Consider the following 12,977-nt stretch of genomic DNA (forward strand, 5'->3'; position numbering starts at 1 on the left):
TGCAACCCGGAAGGGGCATTGTCAGGCTGGCCGCTGTAAACGCGCGAAAGGAAGCGATATGGATCTGGGCATCAGAGGTAAGACCGCGCTGGTCACGGCGGCGTCTAAGGGGCTTGGCCGGGGCTGTGCGGAGGCATTGGCGGCGGCGGGGGTCGATCTGGTGATTTGCGCACGCGGCGAGGCGGCTTTGGTGAAGACTGCTTCGGAATTGTCTGAAACCTATGGGGTTTCGGTGACGCCGGTGGTGGCCGATATCACCGATGCGACGGCGCGGGCGCGGGTGCTGGAGGCCGCCGGCGCGGTGGATATTCTGGTGACCAATGCAGGCGGCCCGCCTCCGGGTGTCTGGAGCGACTGGGACCGCGACGATTTCATCCGCGCGCTTGATGCGAATATGCTGACACCGATCGCGCTGATGCAGGCGACGGTGCCGGGGATGATGGAGCGGGGCTGGGGCCGGGTGGTCAATATCACCTCGGCTTCGGTCCGGGCGCCGGTGGATGTGCTGGGTCTTTCCAACACCGCGCGCACCGGGCTGACCGGTTTTGTCGCCGGAACTGCGCGCCAGGTGGCGGGGAAGGGGGTTGCGATCAACAATCTTCTGCCCGGCATCCATGCCACCGACCGCGCTGTCGCGCTGGATCAGGGCCTGGCGGACAAAACCGGGCTCAGCCCTGAGGAGGCGAAGCGCCAGCGCGAAGCCACGATCCCGGTGCAGCGCTATGGCACGGCGGCGGAATTCGGGGCGACCTGTGCCTTCCTCTGTTCCGTCCATGCCGGGTTCATCATCGGGCAGAATATCCTCGCGGATGGCGGGGCGACCAATCTGACGATCTGATCATCTCTCCCCGGCGGGGTCATTCATCCGCCGGGTCCATATCGTCGGGTCCAATCCCGGCCTGGGGCAACAGCGTCGTGATCTTGTAAAGCAGATTGCGCGCGGCGCGTGCGAGGCCGGGATCATTGGCCTCGACATGTCTGAGCCCGCAGGCCAGGGCTTCCAGCTCGTCGGGCGTCAGAACGGTCGGCGGCAGCATCAGCGGCGAGCGCAGGATATAGCCCAGCCCGCGTTCGCCTGTCACCGGCAGCCCGGTCGCCGCCATCATCGCCATGTCACGCCAGACCGTGCGGGTCGAGACGCCAAGGCTGGCCGCCAGCTCTTCCGCCGTATGCAGCTTGCCGTCGCGCAGGATCTGCACGAGGTCGTAAAGCCGGGCATCGCGTTTCATCTTATGGACCTCTCCTCTCCCGCGACGCCTGTCTCTGCGCCTCCTGTGCTGCCGCCAGGGCCGGGCATCCCCGTCAGGGCAACTGACAAAATACTGTCAGTTGACCAGAGGACACAAGCGGAATGGCTCTTTTATCCGCCCGTCGATTGGCCCTACCCTGGGGACATATCGCGGTCACAGCGGCTGCGAAGACGTGAATCACGCTCCGGCTGTCAATCACCGGGGCCCCGTTTGGATGGAGGTTTCCATGCTTCAGAATATCGGCCTTCCCGGCCTCCTGCTTATCGCCGTTGTTGTTCTCGTGCTCTTTGGCAAGGGCAAAGTATCCTCGCTGATGGGCGAGGTCGGCAAAGGCATCACCGCCTTCAAGAAAGGCGTGTCCGATGGCACTGCCGAGATCGAGAAAGAGCGCGCCGAGGCTGCCAAGGACGTGACCCCGGCCGAGACGGCAGCAAAAGACAAGGTCTGAGCCGCAGGGGTCATCACCCTCTTTGACGGCCCCTGACCGGGCCGGGCAGAGACGGGCGAGACAGCCTTGTTGCAGGCGATGCCGCTGGCCGGATGGCCGGCCGCAAGTCTTGCAGGCGGGCTGATCCTGGGGACAACACGCAGTTTAAGGAGAGGCGCGGATGGAAGTCGGCTGGTCCGAGCTTCTGGTCATTGGTGTGGTGGCGCTGGTCGTCATCGGACCGAAAGACCTGCCCGAGATGTTCCGCACTTTGGGGCGGTTCACGGCGAAACTCAGATCCATGGCACGGGAATTCTCGCGCGCCATGGAAGATGCCGCGAAAGAAAGCGGTGTCCAGGATGTCGCCAATGACCTGCGCAAGGTGACGAGCCCCAAAAGCATGGGGCTCGACGCGGTGAAATCGGCGGCGGATAAGTTCGAGAAATGGGATCCGCTCAAGACCGCGCGGGGCAGCACGCCTGCCACGACGGCGGCCGCGGGCGGGGCTGTGGCACCTGCTGCGGCGGTCGGGCTCGGATCCGCCGTTGCGGCCGATCCCGCAGGGGCTGAGACGGGCGCGATCCCGGATCCCAATGCGCCTGTCGCTGCCGGAGTCTCTGCTGGCCCGAACACCACCGATCTCGCGATGAAACGCGCCGAGCGTGAGGCCATTGCCCGCGAAGCGGCAGAGCGGCTGCGCAATACGCCGCCTCCGGCACAAAGCACGGCCAGCGCTTTCGAGGATGCGCCAGAGACAATCCCGGCGTCGATCATCACGCCGCCGGTGACCAGCACACCGCTGGGCACCGCACCCGCCGCAAAGCCGGCCGCAAAGCGCAAGGTCGCGGCGGCGAAGGCCGAAGCCGCTGGCGATCCCGGCCCCAAAGCCAAACCCAGGACCGCCGCAAAGACCAAAGCGGCACCGGCCCCGAAGGCCGAAAAGCCGGTGACAAAATCCAGGACGGCAGCGGCAAAGGCAGAGACCGGCACACCCGCCGCGAAGCCCCGCAAGACTGCCGCAAAACCCGCCGTCAAAGCGGCTGCAAAAACTGGCCTCGATAAGGCGGAGGATCAGGCATGACCCAGGAGATCGAAGACAGCTCCGCCCCTCTGATCGAACATCTGATCGAGCTCAGGAACCGCATTCTGTGGTCGGTCGGGGCCTTCCTTGTCGCGATGCTGGCCTGTTTTGTGGTGGCGGAACCCATTCTCGGCTTCCTGCTCAAGCCGATCGAAAATGCGATGCGCGCGCTCGGAAACCCCAATCCGGTGATGCAATATACCGCGCCGCAAGAATATTTCTTTACCCTGATCCATGTCTCGGTGATCGCGGGACTGGTCGTCAGCTTTCCGGTGATCGGCTATCAGATGTGGCGCTTTGTGGCGCCGGGGCTTTATAAAAGCGAAAAGCGCGCTTTCCTGCCCTTCCTGCTGGCCTCGCCGGCACTGTTCCTGCTCGGGGCGGCATTCGCGCAATTCGTCGTCACCCCGATTGCGATGCAGTTCTTCCTGGGCTTTGCCTCGGTCACCTCGATGTTCAACGCGGTCTTCGGCCAGGTCGCGGGGGCGCTGCATGACAGCTCGCAGGTAGTGGTTCCTGGCGCGGCACCGGCGGTGCCGGCCGCGACCGGCAGCGGGATCGGCATCGTCTTCCAGGGTAAGGTCAATGAAACGCTTGATATCTCGCTCAAGCTGATCTTTGCCTTCGGCCTGTGTTTCCAGCTGCCGGTGCTTCTGACCCTGATGGGGCGCGCGGGGCTGGTGACGGCAAAAGGCCTGGCCGGGGTGCGTCGCTATGCCATCGTGATCATCCTGATCGTTGCCGCAGTCGTCACCCCGCCCGATGTCATGTCACAACTGATCCTGTTCGCCGCCGTCTATCCGCTTTATGAGGTTTCCATTTTCCTCGTGCGCCGGTTCGAGAAGAAACAGGAAGCCGAGGCACGTGCGAATGGCGAATGGGAAGAGGACGCAGACGAAGCATGACTGATAAGCTGAGCGGGGGCGATCTGGCCCCCCAACTCACCCGGATCGCAGCGGCGCTGGAGCGAATGGCTCCGGCGCCTTTGCCCGATCCTGATTTCACCGCCGCCGAGGCCTTTGTCTGGGCCTCCGGGCCTGAACGGCTTGACCCCGTTCCGCATGTGTCGCGCGTCGATATCTCGCTGCTGGTGGGCGTCGACAGGTCGCGCGACACGCTTCTGGAAAACACCCGCCATTTCGCGCGCGGGCTGCCCGCGAATAACGCGCTTCTGTGGGGCGCGCGCGGCATGGGCAAATCGAGCCTCGTCAAAGCCGCCCATGCGCAGATCCTTGCAGAGGGGCTGAGCCTCAAGATCGTCGAACTCGCACGGGAAGACCTGCCGACGGTCGCGCGGCTCCTGTCGCATCTGCGCGCGGCGCCGGAGCAGCGCTTCCTCCTGTTCTGCGACGATCTCTCCTTCAGCCATGACGACCAGCATTACAAATCGCTGAAGGCGGTGCTGGATGGCGGGATCTCGGGCCGGCCGGAAAATGTGCTGTTCTACGCCACCTCGAACCGCCGCCATCTGATGCCACGTGATATGATCGAGAATGAGCGTTCCTCGGCGATCAATCCCGGCGAGGCGGTCGAGGAAAAGGTCTCGCTCTCAGACCGGTTCGGGCTCTGGCTCGGCTTCCATCCCTGCAGCCAGGACGAATATCTGGCGATGATCCGGGGCTATTGCGACGCGCATGGCGTTACCGTCAGCCCCGAGCGGCTGCGCGCCGAAGCGATTGAATGGCAGGCGACGCGCGGTTCGCGCTCGGGCCGGGTGGCCTGGCAGTTCTTCTGCGATCTGGCAGCGCGCGAAGGCGTGACGCTGGCGGTGTGACAACAGACTGAAGGTGGCGCGGGCCGGCCACTTTGCGCCCGTTGCGCTGAGAAAGGGCGGCCCGATGCTGACGGAAATCCTGATCCTTCTGGCGCTGATCGCGTTGAACGGCGTTTTTTCAATGTCAGAGCTGGCGGTGGTGTCGTCGCGGCCGGCGCGGCTGAAAAGCATGGCCGCCACATCGCGCGGCGCGGCCCAGGCGCTGCGTCTGTCTGAGAATCCGGGGCGGTTCCTCTCGACGGTGCAGATCGGGATCACCGGTGTCGGGGTGCTTTCAGGCGCGCTGGCGGGGGATACGCTGGGCGGGCGCCTTGCTGCCTGGCTGGCCGCCGGCGGGATGAGCGATGCCTGGGCCTCGCGGATCGGTGTCGGCGGTGCGGTGATCGCGATCACCTATGTCTCGCTGATCATCGGCGAACTGGTCCCGAAACAGATCGCGCTGCGCAATCCCGAGGCGGTGGCAGCAAAGGTCGCGCCGCTGATGGCGCTTTTGTCGGTCGTGGCGGCGCCGGTCGTGTGGTTTCTGGAAAATTCCGGCCGGCTGATCCTGAGGCTTCTCGGGCAGCGCGGCGAGAGCGGTAACAGGGTCACTGAGGAAGAGGTCAATGTGCTTCTGACCGAGGCACAGCAGGGCGGCGTTCTCGAGGAAGAAGAGCGCAATATGATCTCGGGTGTGATGCGGCTGTCCGATCGCACCGCACGCGCGCTGATGACGCCGCGCCAGGAGGTGACGACGCTGCCGGTGGATCTGGAACCCGATGAGGTGGCAGCGCGGGTCAGTGAGATCGGCCAGAGCCGTATCCCTGTCGCCGATGCGGCGGGGGATGTGCTGGGGGTGATCCGGCTCACGGATCTCTATGGGGTATTGGCGCGGGGCGACCTGCCGGATTTGCGCAGGCTTTTGCGCAATGTGCCGGTGATCTCGGACCGGATGGAGGCACTGGATGTGGTCGCTGTGCTGCAACGGGCGGGCGAGCACCTGGCGCTGGTCTATGACGAATATGGCAATTTCGAAGGGCTGATCACGCAAAGCGACCTGTTGCAGGCGATCACCGGCGCCGAGGCCGGGGCGGACCCGCGCGAGCCGCCGGTCTTCGAGCGGGCCGACGGATCGCTCCTGGTGGCAGGCTGGATGCCAGCCGATGAATTTTGTGACCGTATGGGGCTGCCGCGCGATGCGGCCGGCGAATATGACACCGTGGCGGGTCTGGTCCTGCACCAGCTCGGCCATATGGCGGGTCTTGGCGAGCGTTTTGCCCTTCAGGCTCCGGATGGCGTGGCCCTAAGCTTCGAGGTCGTGGATCTCGACGGGCTCAGGATTGACAAGGTGCTGGTGTCAAAGCTCTGATGCCGGCGCGTCTGGCAGGCTTCAGATGCCTCCGGCGGGGATATTTAAGAGACAGATGAAATCCGCTCTTCGTCTTTTCATCTGTCTCTAAATATCCCGGGGGGGCTGCGTCAGCAGACGGGGGCAGCGCCCCCTTCCGCAGGTGTCACTGGAGATAGGGCATCGGATCCAGGCTGTCGACGCCTTTGCGGACCTCGAAATGCAGGAAGGACGGGTTGCCCGAACGCACCACACCGATCTGCTGTCCGCGGCTGACAGAGTCGCCCTTTTTCACCTTCAGCTGGTCGACCCCGGCATAGACCGTCATCAGCCCGTTCGAATGCCGGATCACCACGATCTGCACCTGTTCGGTATCGCGGGTGATCGCGGCCACTGTGCCGCCATCTGCGGCCTTGACCGCCGAGCCGGCTGCCGCGCCGATATTGATGCCCTGGTTCGACTTTCTGTCATAGCCTTTGACGATGCTGCCCGAGGCCGGCATCGTCATGCGCGAGGCCGAAGCGCCGGTGCGGCTTGCCCCCATATCGGGTGAGGAAGGAGTGCCTGCGGGTTTCGTGCCGGTCGGCGTCGTCTTCTCATCGGGCAGGGGTTTCGAGGCCGAGGGCGGCACCGGGGTCGCGCTTCCCGAGCCCGGTGCCGAGGGTTTCGGCTCGGGATTCGGGGCGGCGCCGGTTGCGACCGGGATGATCAGTGTCTGACCTTCGCGGATCGCCATATCCGATCCCAGCCCGTTCCATTCTGCCAGCGATTTCGCCGAAACATTATAGGCGCGCGCGATGATGAAGGCCGTCTCGCCGCGTTTCACCGTGTGGCGGGTCGGCTCTTTGCCGCCGCCCGGCGTGGTCACGGCCGCCGGTTTCGTGCTGGCGGGAGGCGGCAGGGCCGAGCTTTCCACCCGGTCAAGCGCCGCCGTTGCGCCTGCGGTGATATCGACCGGGGCAGTTGCGACCATCGGCTGCGGCGCCGCGGCGACCCGGCCGGGGAGCAGCAAAAGCTCGCCCTCGCGCAGCGGATCGTTGATCTGCAGCGAGTTGGTGCGCGCCACATCGGTTGCACTCAGCCCCAGCCGCGAGGACATGGTGGCGACCGTTTCGCCGCGCCGCGCCTGGGCCATCTGATAGCCAGGATATGACAGCACGCCATTGCCATCGGGGACCGGGCGCGAAGCTGTCGCCTGGCGCGCCTCTTCCGAAGTCCCGCCGGGGCCGCCGCGCAGATCCCAGTCGAAATTATTGTTGTTCACGCAGCCTGTCAGCGCCATCGTGGCACAGGACATGAGAACCAGCCCCAGCCTCGACCGTCCCCTGCCTTGGCCTGGCAAAACGCTGCGCCTCACGGGATCATGGGAAATCTGGGTCATCTGCTCCGCCTTTTGCCTTTTCGCCTCATTCTTCCGGGATTTGCCCCCGGTTCTGCCTGTTTCAGGTGATTCTACTCATTCCCGAGCCCTTCGACCAGAGGGACAAACCGCACCGGGCGAAGTTCCTCGTAATCAAAGCCATTTGGCAGCCGTTTCACCCGGATCAGCTGCTGCACCGTATCGGATTGCCCGACCGGCAGCACCATGATGCCCCCGGGTTTCAGCTGCGCGAGCAGCGGTCCCGGCGGGTCTTCGGCGGCGGCCGTCACAAGAATGCGGTCGAACGGCGCCTGATCGGGCAGGCCGAAAGACCCGTCCCGCGCCAGCGCCGTCACATTGGTCAGGCCCATGGATGCGAAAATCTCCTGAGCCTCGCGCGAGAGGCGGCGCCAGCGGTCGACCGTATAGACCCTTCGCGCCAGCGAAGACAGGATCGCGGCCTGATAGCCCGAGCCGGTGCCGATTTCGAGCACGGTATCGCGAGGGCCGACCTGGAGGGCCTGGGTCATCAGCCCCACCACCGAGGGCTGCGAGATCGTCTGGCCGCAAGAGATCGGCAGCGGCATGTCATCATAGGCGCGCGCGGCAAAGACGCCTTTCACAAAGCGGCCGCGATCCACCTTTTCCATGGCCGAAAGCACGCGGCTGTCGGTCACCCCATGCGAGCGCAAGGCAAAGAGAAAACGCATTTTTCGTTCGGCATGGCAGCCGGAGGCCTCGTCCTCGGTATCCTCCGGCTGCCATGCGCTCATCCGAGGCGCGCCGCCAGATCGGCGAGCAGGTCATGGGCGGTCAGATCGGCGCGCAAAGGCGTGACCGAGATATGACCTGCGAGGTTCACCTCGGCATCGGTTCCGGGAAGGGTGGGGCTGTGCTGCGGCCCGCCCTTGATCCAGAGGAACCGGCGCCCATTGGGCGAGACCTGACCTTCGGCCGAGAAAGACGTATCGCGGCGGAAGCCCTGGGCGGCCACGCGCAGGGGCCTGGTCTGAGCTGCGGGCAGCGGCGGGAAATTCACATTATAGAAGATGCGGTAATCATCTTCGGTCCAGATGCCATTTTCCAGCAGGCGGCGGATAATCCCGGCGCCATGAACGCGCGCGCTTTCGAACTGGTCAGACAGACCATCCGTCTCGGGTCCCATATATTGCGACAGCGCAACGGCGGGAATGCCCTGCAGCGCGCCTTCCATTGCGGCGCCGATAGTGCCGGAATAAAGCACATTCTCGGCCGAGTTATTGCCGCGATTGACGCCCGACAGCACCAGATCGGGTTTTGCGCCCTGAAGCACATCATAGATCGCCGCCAGCACGCAATCGGCGGGGCTGCCCTCGGCCGCATAGCGGCGATGGCCGAGTTTCGCGATGGCCATGGGCTTGTTGTAGCTGATGCAATGGCCGACGCCCGATTGCTCGAAAGCGGGGGCAACGGTCCAGACCTCACCGCCCGGTCCGGCGATTTCGGTTGCGATCTCGTACAGCACTTCAAGCCCCTGGGCGTTGATGCCGTCGTCATTGGTGATCAGAATGCGCATGATATCCTCTGGCTGGACTTCTGATTAGCCGGATCGGGGCTTTGCTTCAAGCTATGTGGCCCTGAAAGACCCGTCAGACGCGCTGAATGATGTGCATAATTGCGGCCTGGATACCGCAGGTTGACATCTGACAGCACCGGACCGCGCAAAGCCCGCAGCGCAAAGGGGCGCAAAGCCATGCGCAGGCGGTGGGGGACTTGCCGCGAAGGGGCAGAGGCCTTAGCTCTGGTTCATGCGAAAATTCATCCCCTTTCTGAAAAAGCCGCCGCTGGTTCCGGTGATCCGTCTTGAGGGCCAGATCGGCCAGGGGGGCAGGGCGCTGAATGATGCCGGCCTTGCTCTGGCAATCGAGCGCGCCTTTTCGCGCGGCAAACCTGCGGCTGTGGCGCTGGCGATCAATTCGCCCGGCGGCTCGCCGGTGCAATCAAGCCTGATCGCGGCGCGGGTCCGGCGGCTCGCCGATGAAAAGAAGATCCCCGTCCATGCCTTTGTCGAGGATGTGGCGGCTTCGGGCGGCTATTGGCTGGCGACCGCCGCCGATGATATCTGGGTCGATGCAAGCTCGACCATCGGCTCGATCGGGGTGATCATGGCGGGCTTTGGCCTAACCGATCTGATCGCCCGCCACGGGATCGAACGCCGGGTCCATACGGCCGGCACGTCGAAGAGCTTCGCCGACCCGTTCCGGCCCCAGAGCGAGGAGGATGTCGCCCGCATCCGCGCGCTGCTGACGCCGCTGCACCAGAATTTCATCGCGCATGTGAAGGCGCGGCGCGGGGCAAGGCTGGAGGCCGGGGCCGATCTCTTCAACGCCGATATCTGGCTGGGCCAGCAGGCGGTGGATCTGGGCCTTGTCGATGGCGTTGCGCATCTGAAACCGAAGCTGCGCGAGATTTACGGCGACAAGGTCCGCCTGCTTCCGGTGACCACCCGCAAACGCGGGCTGCTCAGCCGTTTCGGCCTCAACCTTGGCGAGGCGGCGCTGGCTGCCGCAGAGGAGCGCGCGATGTTTGCACGTTACGGGCTCTGACATGGTGTGGAAAATCATCCTCATCTTTCTCTGCGCCATGGCTCTTGTCGGGATGATCGGCAAGATCCTGTTCCCCGATGCGCGGATGCTGCGCGGGCGCCCGGCAAAGGCCGCAAAATGCGGGCATTGTGGCCGGCCGTTGCTGGGGCGCTCGCCCTGTGACTGCCGCAAGGGGAAGAAGTGAAGACGGCGCTGGTCACCGGGGCCGGGCGCAGGCTTGGCCGTGCGATGGCGCTGTACCTGGCCGGTCGCGGCTGGGATGTGGCGGTGCATTACCAGAAGTCCGGGACGGCGGCGGCGGAGGTGGTGGCCGGGATCACCGCGCTTGGCCGGCGCGCGGTGGCCTTAAAGGCCGATCTGCTGGATGAGGCCGCCTGCGAGGCGCTGATCCCGCAGGCGGTGGCCGCGCTTGGGCCGCTGACACTTCTGGTGAATAATGCCTCGATATTCGAGCCGGACACGATCCGCTCTGCCACCCGTGACAGCTGGGATCGCCATATCGGATCGAACCTGCGCGCGCCCTATCTGCTGATCCAGGGCTTTGCCCGCCAATGCCCGCCTGCGCTGACCGATGCTATGGGCGAGCGGCTGGCGCAGGGGATGGTGATCAATATGATCGACCAGCGCGTTCTGGCGCCCGGACCGGATTTCTCGACCTATACGATTGCCAAGATGGGCCTCTGGGCGCTGACGCAAACGGCGGCGCAGGAGCTTGCGCCCGATATCCGCGTCAATGCCATCGGGCCGGGGCCGACCCTGATCGCAGAAAGCCAGTCCGAGGCCGATTATGGCGCTGAACGCAGCGGCACGATTTTGCAGCGCGGTGTCGGTCTGGACGACATCACTTCCGCGCTTGGCTACCTGACCGAGAGCCCTGCCGTGACCGGCCAGATGATCGCGGTCGATGCCGGTCAGCACTTCGGCGCCCGGGGCCAGGGCGCGTTCCGGCCGGGTCAGGGGCGTTAACTTGTCCACTTTCGCCCCTTTCTTCACAAGCCTGTTACGAAAAGGCCTGATTTCTCAACGCCTTGACGTAAGTGAGAAAATATTCTCCTGTTTTTCAATGCTTTATGAAAATGCCCAAAAATTAGGCAAACCGGTGAGGCCTGCCGAAAACAAGGAAAATTCCGGCTTCACGAAAGTTTCTCCTCATACTTATCCACAGAAACGGTGGACTTCTTCCCTCTTGCTCCTGGCTCTGGTTCATTGCAGCGCGGAGGCAGAATCGTGACCTTCTGCATTTGTCTTTTGACGGCAACGGATATGTCAGCGGATGCGCCACGGGGCAGGCCATGAGCACAGCGACACGCAGCGGATATGAGGTGATCCAGGACTATCTGCGGCTGCTTGACGGCAGCCCGGGGGTGTACCGCATGCTCAATGCCGCCTCCGAGGTGCTTTACGTCGGCAAGGCGCGTAATCTGAAAGCGCGGGTGTCGAATTATGCGCGCCCGACCGGCAATTCGAACCGTATCCAGCGCATGATCGCGGAAACGCATTCGATGATGTTCCTGACGACCCGCACCGAGGTCGAGGCTTTGCTGCTGGAACAGAACCTGATCAAGCAGCTGAAGCCGCGCTACAATGTGCTGATGCGGGACGACAAGTCGTTCCCCTATATCCTGATCGGCGGCGCGCATGATTTCCCGCAGCTGAAAAAGCACCGCGGCGCGCGGAAGGAAAAGGGCAGCTATTTCGGGCCGTTTGCGAGCGCGGGCGCGGTGAACCGGACCCTGAACCAGTTGCAGAAAGTGTTCCTGCTGCGGAACTGTACCGACAGCGTTTTCGCCAGCCGGACGCGGCCCTGCCTGCAATATCAGATCAAACGCTGTGCCGCGCCCTGCGTGGGCAAGGTGTCAGAGGCGGAATATGACGCGCTGGTGCAGGATGCCGGGCGCTTCCTGTCGGGGAAATCCTCGACCATCCAGGCCGAACTGGCGGCGCAGATGCAAAAAGCCTCGGACGAGCTGGAATTCGAACGCGCGGCGGCGCTGCGCGACCGGATCCAGGCGCTGACGGCGGTGCAGTCTTCGCAGGGGATCAATCCGCGCACGGTCTCTGAGGCGGATATCGTGGCGCTGCATCTCGATCATGGCCAGGCCTGTGTGCAGGTGTTTTTCATCCGCGCGAATCAGTCCTGGGGCAATCAGGATTTCTACCCGAAAACCGGCTCGGGGGCCGAGGAGGCCGAGATCCTCGAGGCCTTCCTGACGCAGTTTTACGACAATAAGGAGCCGCCGCGCCTTGTGTTGCTGTCACATGCGCCGGAGGACCCGGATCTGGTCAGCGCGGCGCTGAGTGAGCGCGCCGGCCATAAGGTCGAGCTTGCGGTGCCGCAGCGGGGCGAGAAGGCCGAGCTGGTCGAGAATGCCGCGAGGAATGCCCGCGAAAGCCTTGCGCGGCGGATGTCGGAATCGGCGACGCAACGGCGGTTGCTTGACGGTCTGGCAGAGGCATTCGGGCTGGAAGGCCCGCCGGACCGCATCGAAATCTATGACAACGCCCATATCCAGGGCGCACATCCGATTGGCGGTATGGTGGTGGCGGGGCCGGAGGGCTTTCTGAAATCGCAATATCGCAAGTTCAATATCAAGGGCGCGGCGGGCGCGGCCGGTGACGATTTCGGCATGATGCGAGAGGTGATGACGCGGCGGTTTGAACGGCTGGTGCGCGAAGACCCGGACCGCCAGTCCGATGCCTGGCCGGATCTCCTGCTGATCGACGGCGGCGCCGGGCAGATTTCGGCGGTCGAAGAGATCCTTGCCGATCTCGGGATCGAGGATATGCAGGTGATCGGGGTCGCGAAGGGCATTGACCGCGATCACGGCAAGGAAGAATTCCACCGCAAGGGCCAGCGTCCCTTCGCGCTGCAACGCAATGACCCGGTGCTTTATTTCATTCAGCGCCTGCGTGATGAGGCGCATCGCTGGGCCAATGGCGCGCATCGGGCGAAACGCGCGAAAGTGGTCAGTGCAACGCCGCTCGACGAGATCCCGGGTGTAGGGGCCGCGCGCAAACGCGCCCTGCTGGCGCATTTCGGCTCGGCCAGGGCGGTCAGTCGGGCGGCCCTGCCGGATCTGATGGCGGTCGAGGGGATTTCCGAGGCGATGGCCGAGACGGTCTATAATTTCTTCCATCGCGAGTAGGGGCCTGACGCCGGGGGCTTCGTTCTC

General features: G+C 64.2%; 14 protein-coding genes. 10 read left to right on the top strand and 4 right to left on the bottom strand.

The window, feature by feature from the left end; translation table 11 throughout:
* Nucleotides 1-58 precede the first annotated feature (58 nt).
* On the top strand, nt 59-838 hold the full coding sequence (locus BLW25_RS03290; protein ID WP_092896325.1) for an SDR family oxidoreductase: 780 nt from the start codon (nt 59-61) through the stop codon (nt 836-838).
* A 19-nt stretch (nt 839-857) separates the two neighbouring features.
* Here BLW25_RS03290 and BLW25_RS03295 read toward each other — a convergent pair whose 3' ends face one another.
* A complete protein-coding gene (locus BLW25_RS03295) occupies nt 858-1,229 on the bottom strand; it encodes a helix-turn-helix transcriptional regulator (protein ID WP_092896327.1) in 372 nt (123 codons plus the stop codon).
* 247 nt (nt 1,230-1,476) lie between these two features.
* Between BLW25_RS03295 and BLW25_RS03300 the strand changes: the two genes are divergently transcribed.
* The 5 genes from BLW25_RS03300 (at nt 1,477) to BLW25_RS03320 (ending at nt 5,880) form a co-directional block, all read left to right on the top strand.
* Nucleotides 1,477-1,698: a twin-arginine translocase TatA/TatE family subunit gene (locus BLW25_RS03300; protein WP_092901423.1), complete on the top strand. Its 222-nt coding sequence runs from the start codon at nt 1,477-1,479 to the stop codon at nt 1,696-1,698.
* Between the two features lie 160 nt (nt 1,699-1,858).
* Nucleotides 1,859-2,758, top strand: a complete 900-nt coding sequence (tatB, locus tag BLW25_RS25475) for a Sec-independent protein translocase protein TatB (protein WP_216279324.1) — start codon at nt 1,859-1,861, stop codon at nt 2,756-2,758.
* Nucleotides 2,755-3,663, top strand: a complete 909-nt coding sequence (gene tatC / locus BLW25_RS03310; protein WP_092896329.1) for a twin-arginine translocase subunit TatC — start codon at nt 2,755-2,757, stop codon at nt 3,661-3,663. The genes tatB and tatC overlap by 4 nt, the downstream gene beginning before the upstream one ends.
* Complete coding sequence (locus BLW25_RS03315; RefSeq protein WP_092896331.1) at nt 3,660-4,532, top strand: ATP-binding protein; 873 nt, start codon at nt 3,660-3,662, stop codon at nt 4,530-4,532. Before tatC ends, BLW25_RS03315 begins: the two co-directional genes overlap by 4 nt.
* A gap of 64 nt (nt 4,533-4,596) precedes the next feature.
* Complete coding sequence (locus BLW25_RS03320; RefSeq protein ID WP_092901426.1) at nt 4,597-5,880, top strand: hemolysin family protein; 1,284 nt, start codon at nt 4,597-4,599, stop codon at nt 5,878-5,880.
* 145 nt (nt 5,881-6,025) lie between these two features.
* Here BLW25_RS03320 and BLW25_RS03325 read toward each other — a convergent pair whose 3' ends face one another.
* The 3 genes from BLW25_RS03325 to surE all read right to left on the bottom strand — a co-directional run bounded on the left by BLW25_RS03325 (nt 6,026) and on the right by surE (nt 8,774).
* On the bottom strand, nt 6,026-7,156 hold the full coding sequence (locus tag BLW25_RS03325; protein ID WP_171909596.1) for a peptidoglycan DD-metalloendopeptidase family protein: 1,131 nt from the start codon (nt 7,154-7,156) through the stop codon (nt 6,026-6,028).
* Nucleotides 7,157-7,311: 155 nt separating this feature from the next.
* Nucleotides 7,312-7,992, bottom strand: a complete 681-nt coding sequence (locus BLW25_RS03330) for a protein-L-isoaspartate(D-aspartate) O-methyltransferase (protein WP_092896335.1) — start codon at nt 7,990-7,992, stop codon at nt 7,312-7,314.
* Nucleotides 7,989-8,774, bottom strand: coding sequence for a 5'/3'-nucleotidase SurE (gene surE / locus BLW25_RS03335; RefSeq protein ID WP_092896337.1), 786 nt, complete (start codon nt 8,772-8,774; stop codon nt 7,989-7,991). The genes BLW25_RS03330 and surE overlap by 4 nt, the downstream gene beginning before the upstream one ends.
* Nucleotides 8,775-9,006: 232 nt before the next feature.
* Between surE and BLW25_RS03340 the strand changes: the two genes are divergently transcribed.
* The 4 genes from BLW25_RS03340 to uvrC all read left to right on the top strand — a co-directional run bounded on the left by BLW25_RS03340 (nt 9,007) and on the right by uvrC (nt 12,950).
* The gene (locus tag BLW25_RS03340) at nt 9,007-9,804 is read left to right on the top strand and encodes a S49 family peptidase (RefSeq protein WP_092896339.1); all 798 of its coding nucleotides are present in this window, start codon (nt 9,007-9,009) and stop codon (nt 9,802-9,804) included.
* A 1-nt stretch (nt 9,805) separates the two neighbouring features.
* On the top strand, nt 9,806-9,988 hold the full coding sequence (locus BLW25_RS03345) for a hypothetical protein (RefSeq protein WP_092896341.1): 183 nt from the start codon (nt 9,806-9,808) through the stop codon (nt 9,986-9,988).
* Nucleotides 9,985-10,770 carry an SDR family oxidoreductase gene (locus tag BLW25_RS03350; protein ID WP_092896343.1) on the top strand — a complete coding sequence of 262 codons (786 nt, stop codon included), beginning with the start codon at nt 9,985-9,987 and terminating at the stop codon, nt 10,768-10,770. Before BLW25_RS03345 ends, BLW25_RS03350 begins: the two co-directional genes overlap by 4 nt.
* Before the next feature lie 326 nt (nt 10,771-11,096).
* Nucleotides 11,097-12,950 (top strand): excinuclease ABC subunit UvrC, encoded by a 1,854-nt coding sequence (gene uvrC, locus BLW25_RS03355; protein ID WP_092896345.1) that lies wholly within the window; start codon nt 11,097-11,099, stop codon nt 12,948-12,950.
* Nucleotides 12,951-12,977: the final 27 nt, after the last annotated feature.

Origin of the sequence: Rhodobacter sp. 24-YEA-8, assembly GCF_900105075.1 — a bacterium.
Classification (GTDB): domain Bacteria; phylum Pseudomonadota; class Alphaproteobacteria; order Rhodobacterales; family Rhodobacteraceae; genus Pseudogemmobacter.

Coding starts and splice junctions, on each gene's coding strand:
- BLW25_RS03345 (WP_092896341.1), top strand. CDS start 9,806: ATGGTGTGGAAAATCATCCTCATCTTTCTCTGCGCCATGGCTCTTGTC.
- surE (WP_092896337.1), bottom strand. CDS start 8,774: ATGCGCATTCTGATCACCAATGACGACGGCATCAACGCCCAGGGGCTT.
- BLW25_RS03300 (WP_092901423.1), top strand. CDS start 1,477: ATGCTTCAGAATATCGGCCTTCCCGGCCTCCTGCTTATCGCCGTTGTT.
- BLW25_RS03295 (WP_092896327.1), bottom strand. CDS start 1,229: ATGAAACGCGATGCCCGGCTTTACGACCTCGTGCAGATCCTGCGCGAC.
- BLW25_RS03330 (WP_092896335.1), bottom strand. CDS start 7,992: ATGAGCGCATGGCAGCCGGAGGATACCGAGGACGAGGCCTCCGGCTGC.
- BLW25_RS03290 (WP_092896325.1), top strand. CDS start 59: ATGGATCTGGGCATCAGAGGTAAGACCGCGCTGGTCACGGCGGCGTCT.
- tatC (WP_092896329.1), top strand. CDS start 2,755: ATGACCCAGGAGATCGAAGACAGCTCCGCCCCTCTGATCGAACATCTG.
- uvrC (WP_092896345.1), top strand. CDS start 11,097: ATGAGCACAGCGACACGCAGCGGATATGAGGTGATCCAGGACTATCTG.
- BLW25_RS03320 (WP_092901426.1), top strand. CDS start 4,597: ATGCTGACGGAAATCCTGATCCTTCTGGCGCTGATCGCGTTGAACGGC.
- BLW25_RS03340 (WP_092896339.1), top strand. CDS start 9,007: ATGCGAAAATTCATCCCCTTTCTGAAAAAGCCGCCGCTGGTTCCGGTG.
- BLW25_RS03315 (WP_092896331.1), top strand. CDS start 3,660: ATGACTGATAAGCTGAGCGGGGGCGATCTGGCCCCCCAACTCACCCGG.
- tatB (WP_216279324.1), top strand. CDS start 1,859: ATGGAAGTCGGCTGGTCCGAGCTTCTGGTCATTGGTGTGGTGGCGCTG.
- BLW25_RS03325 (WP_171909596.1), bottom strand. CDS start 7,156: ATGTCCTGTGCCACGATGGCGCTGACAGGCTGCGTGAACAACAATAAT.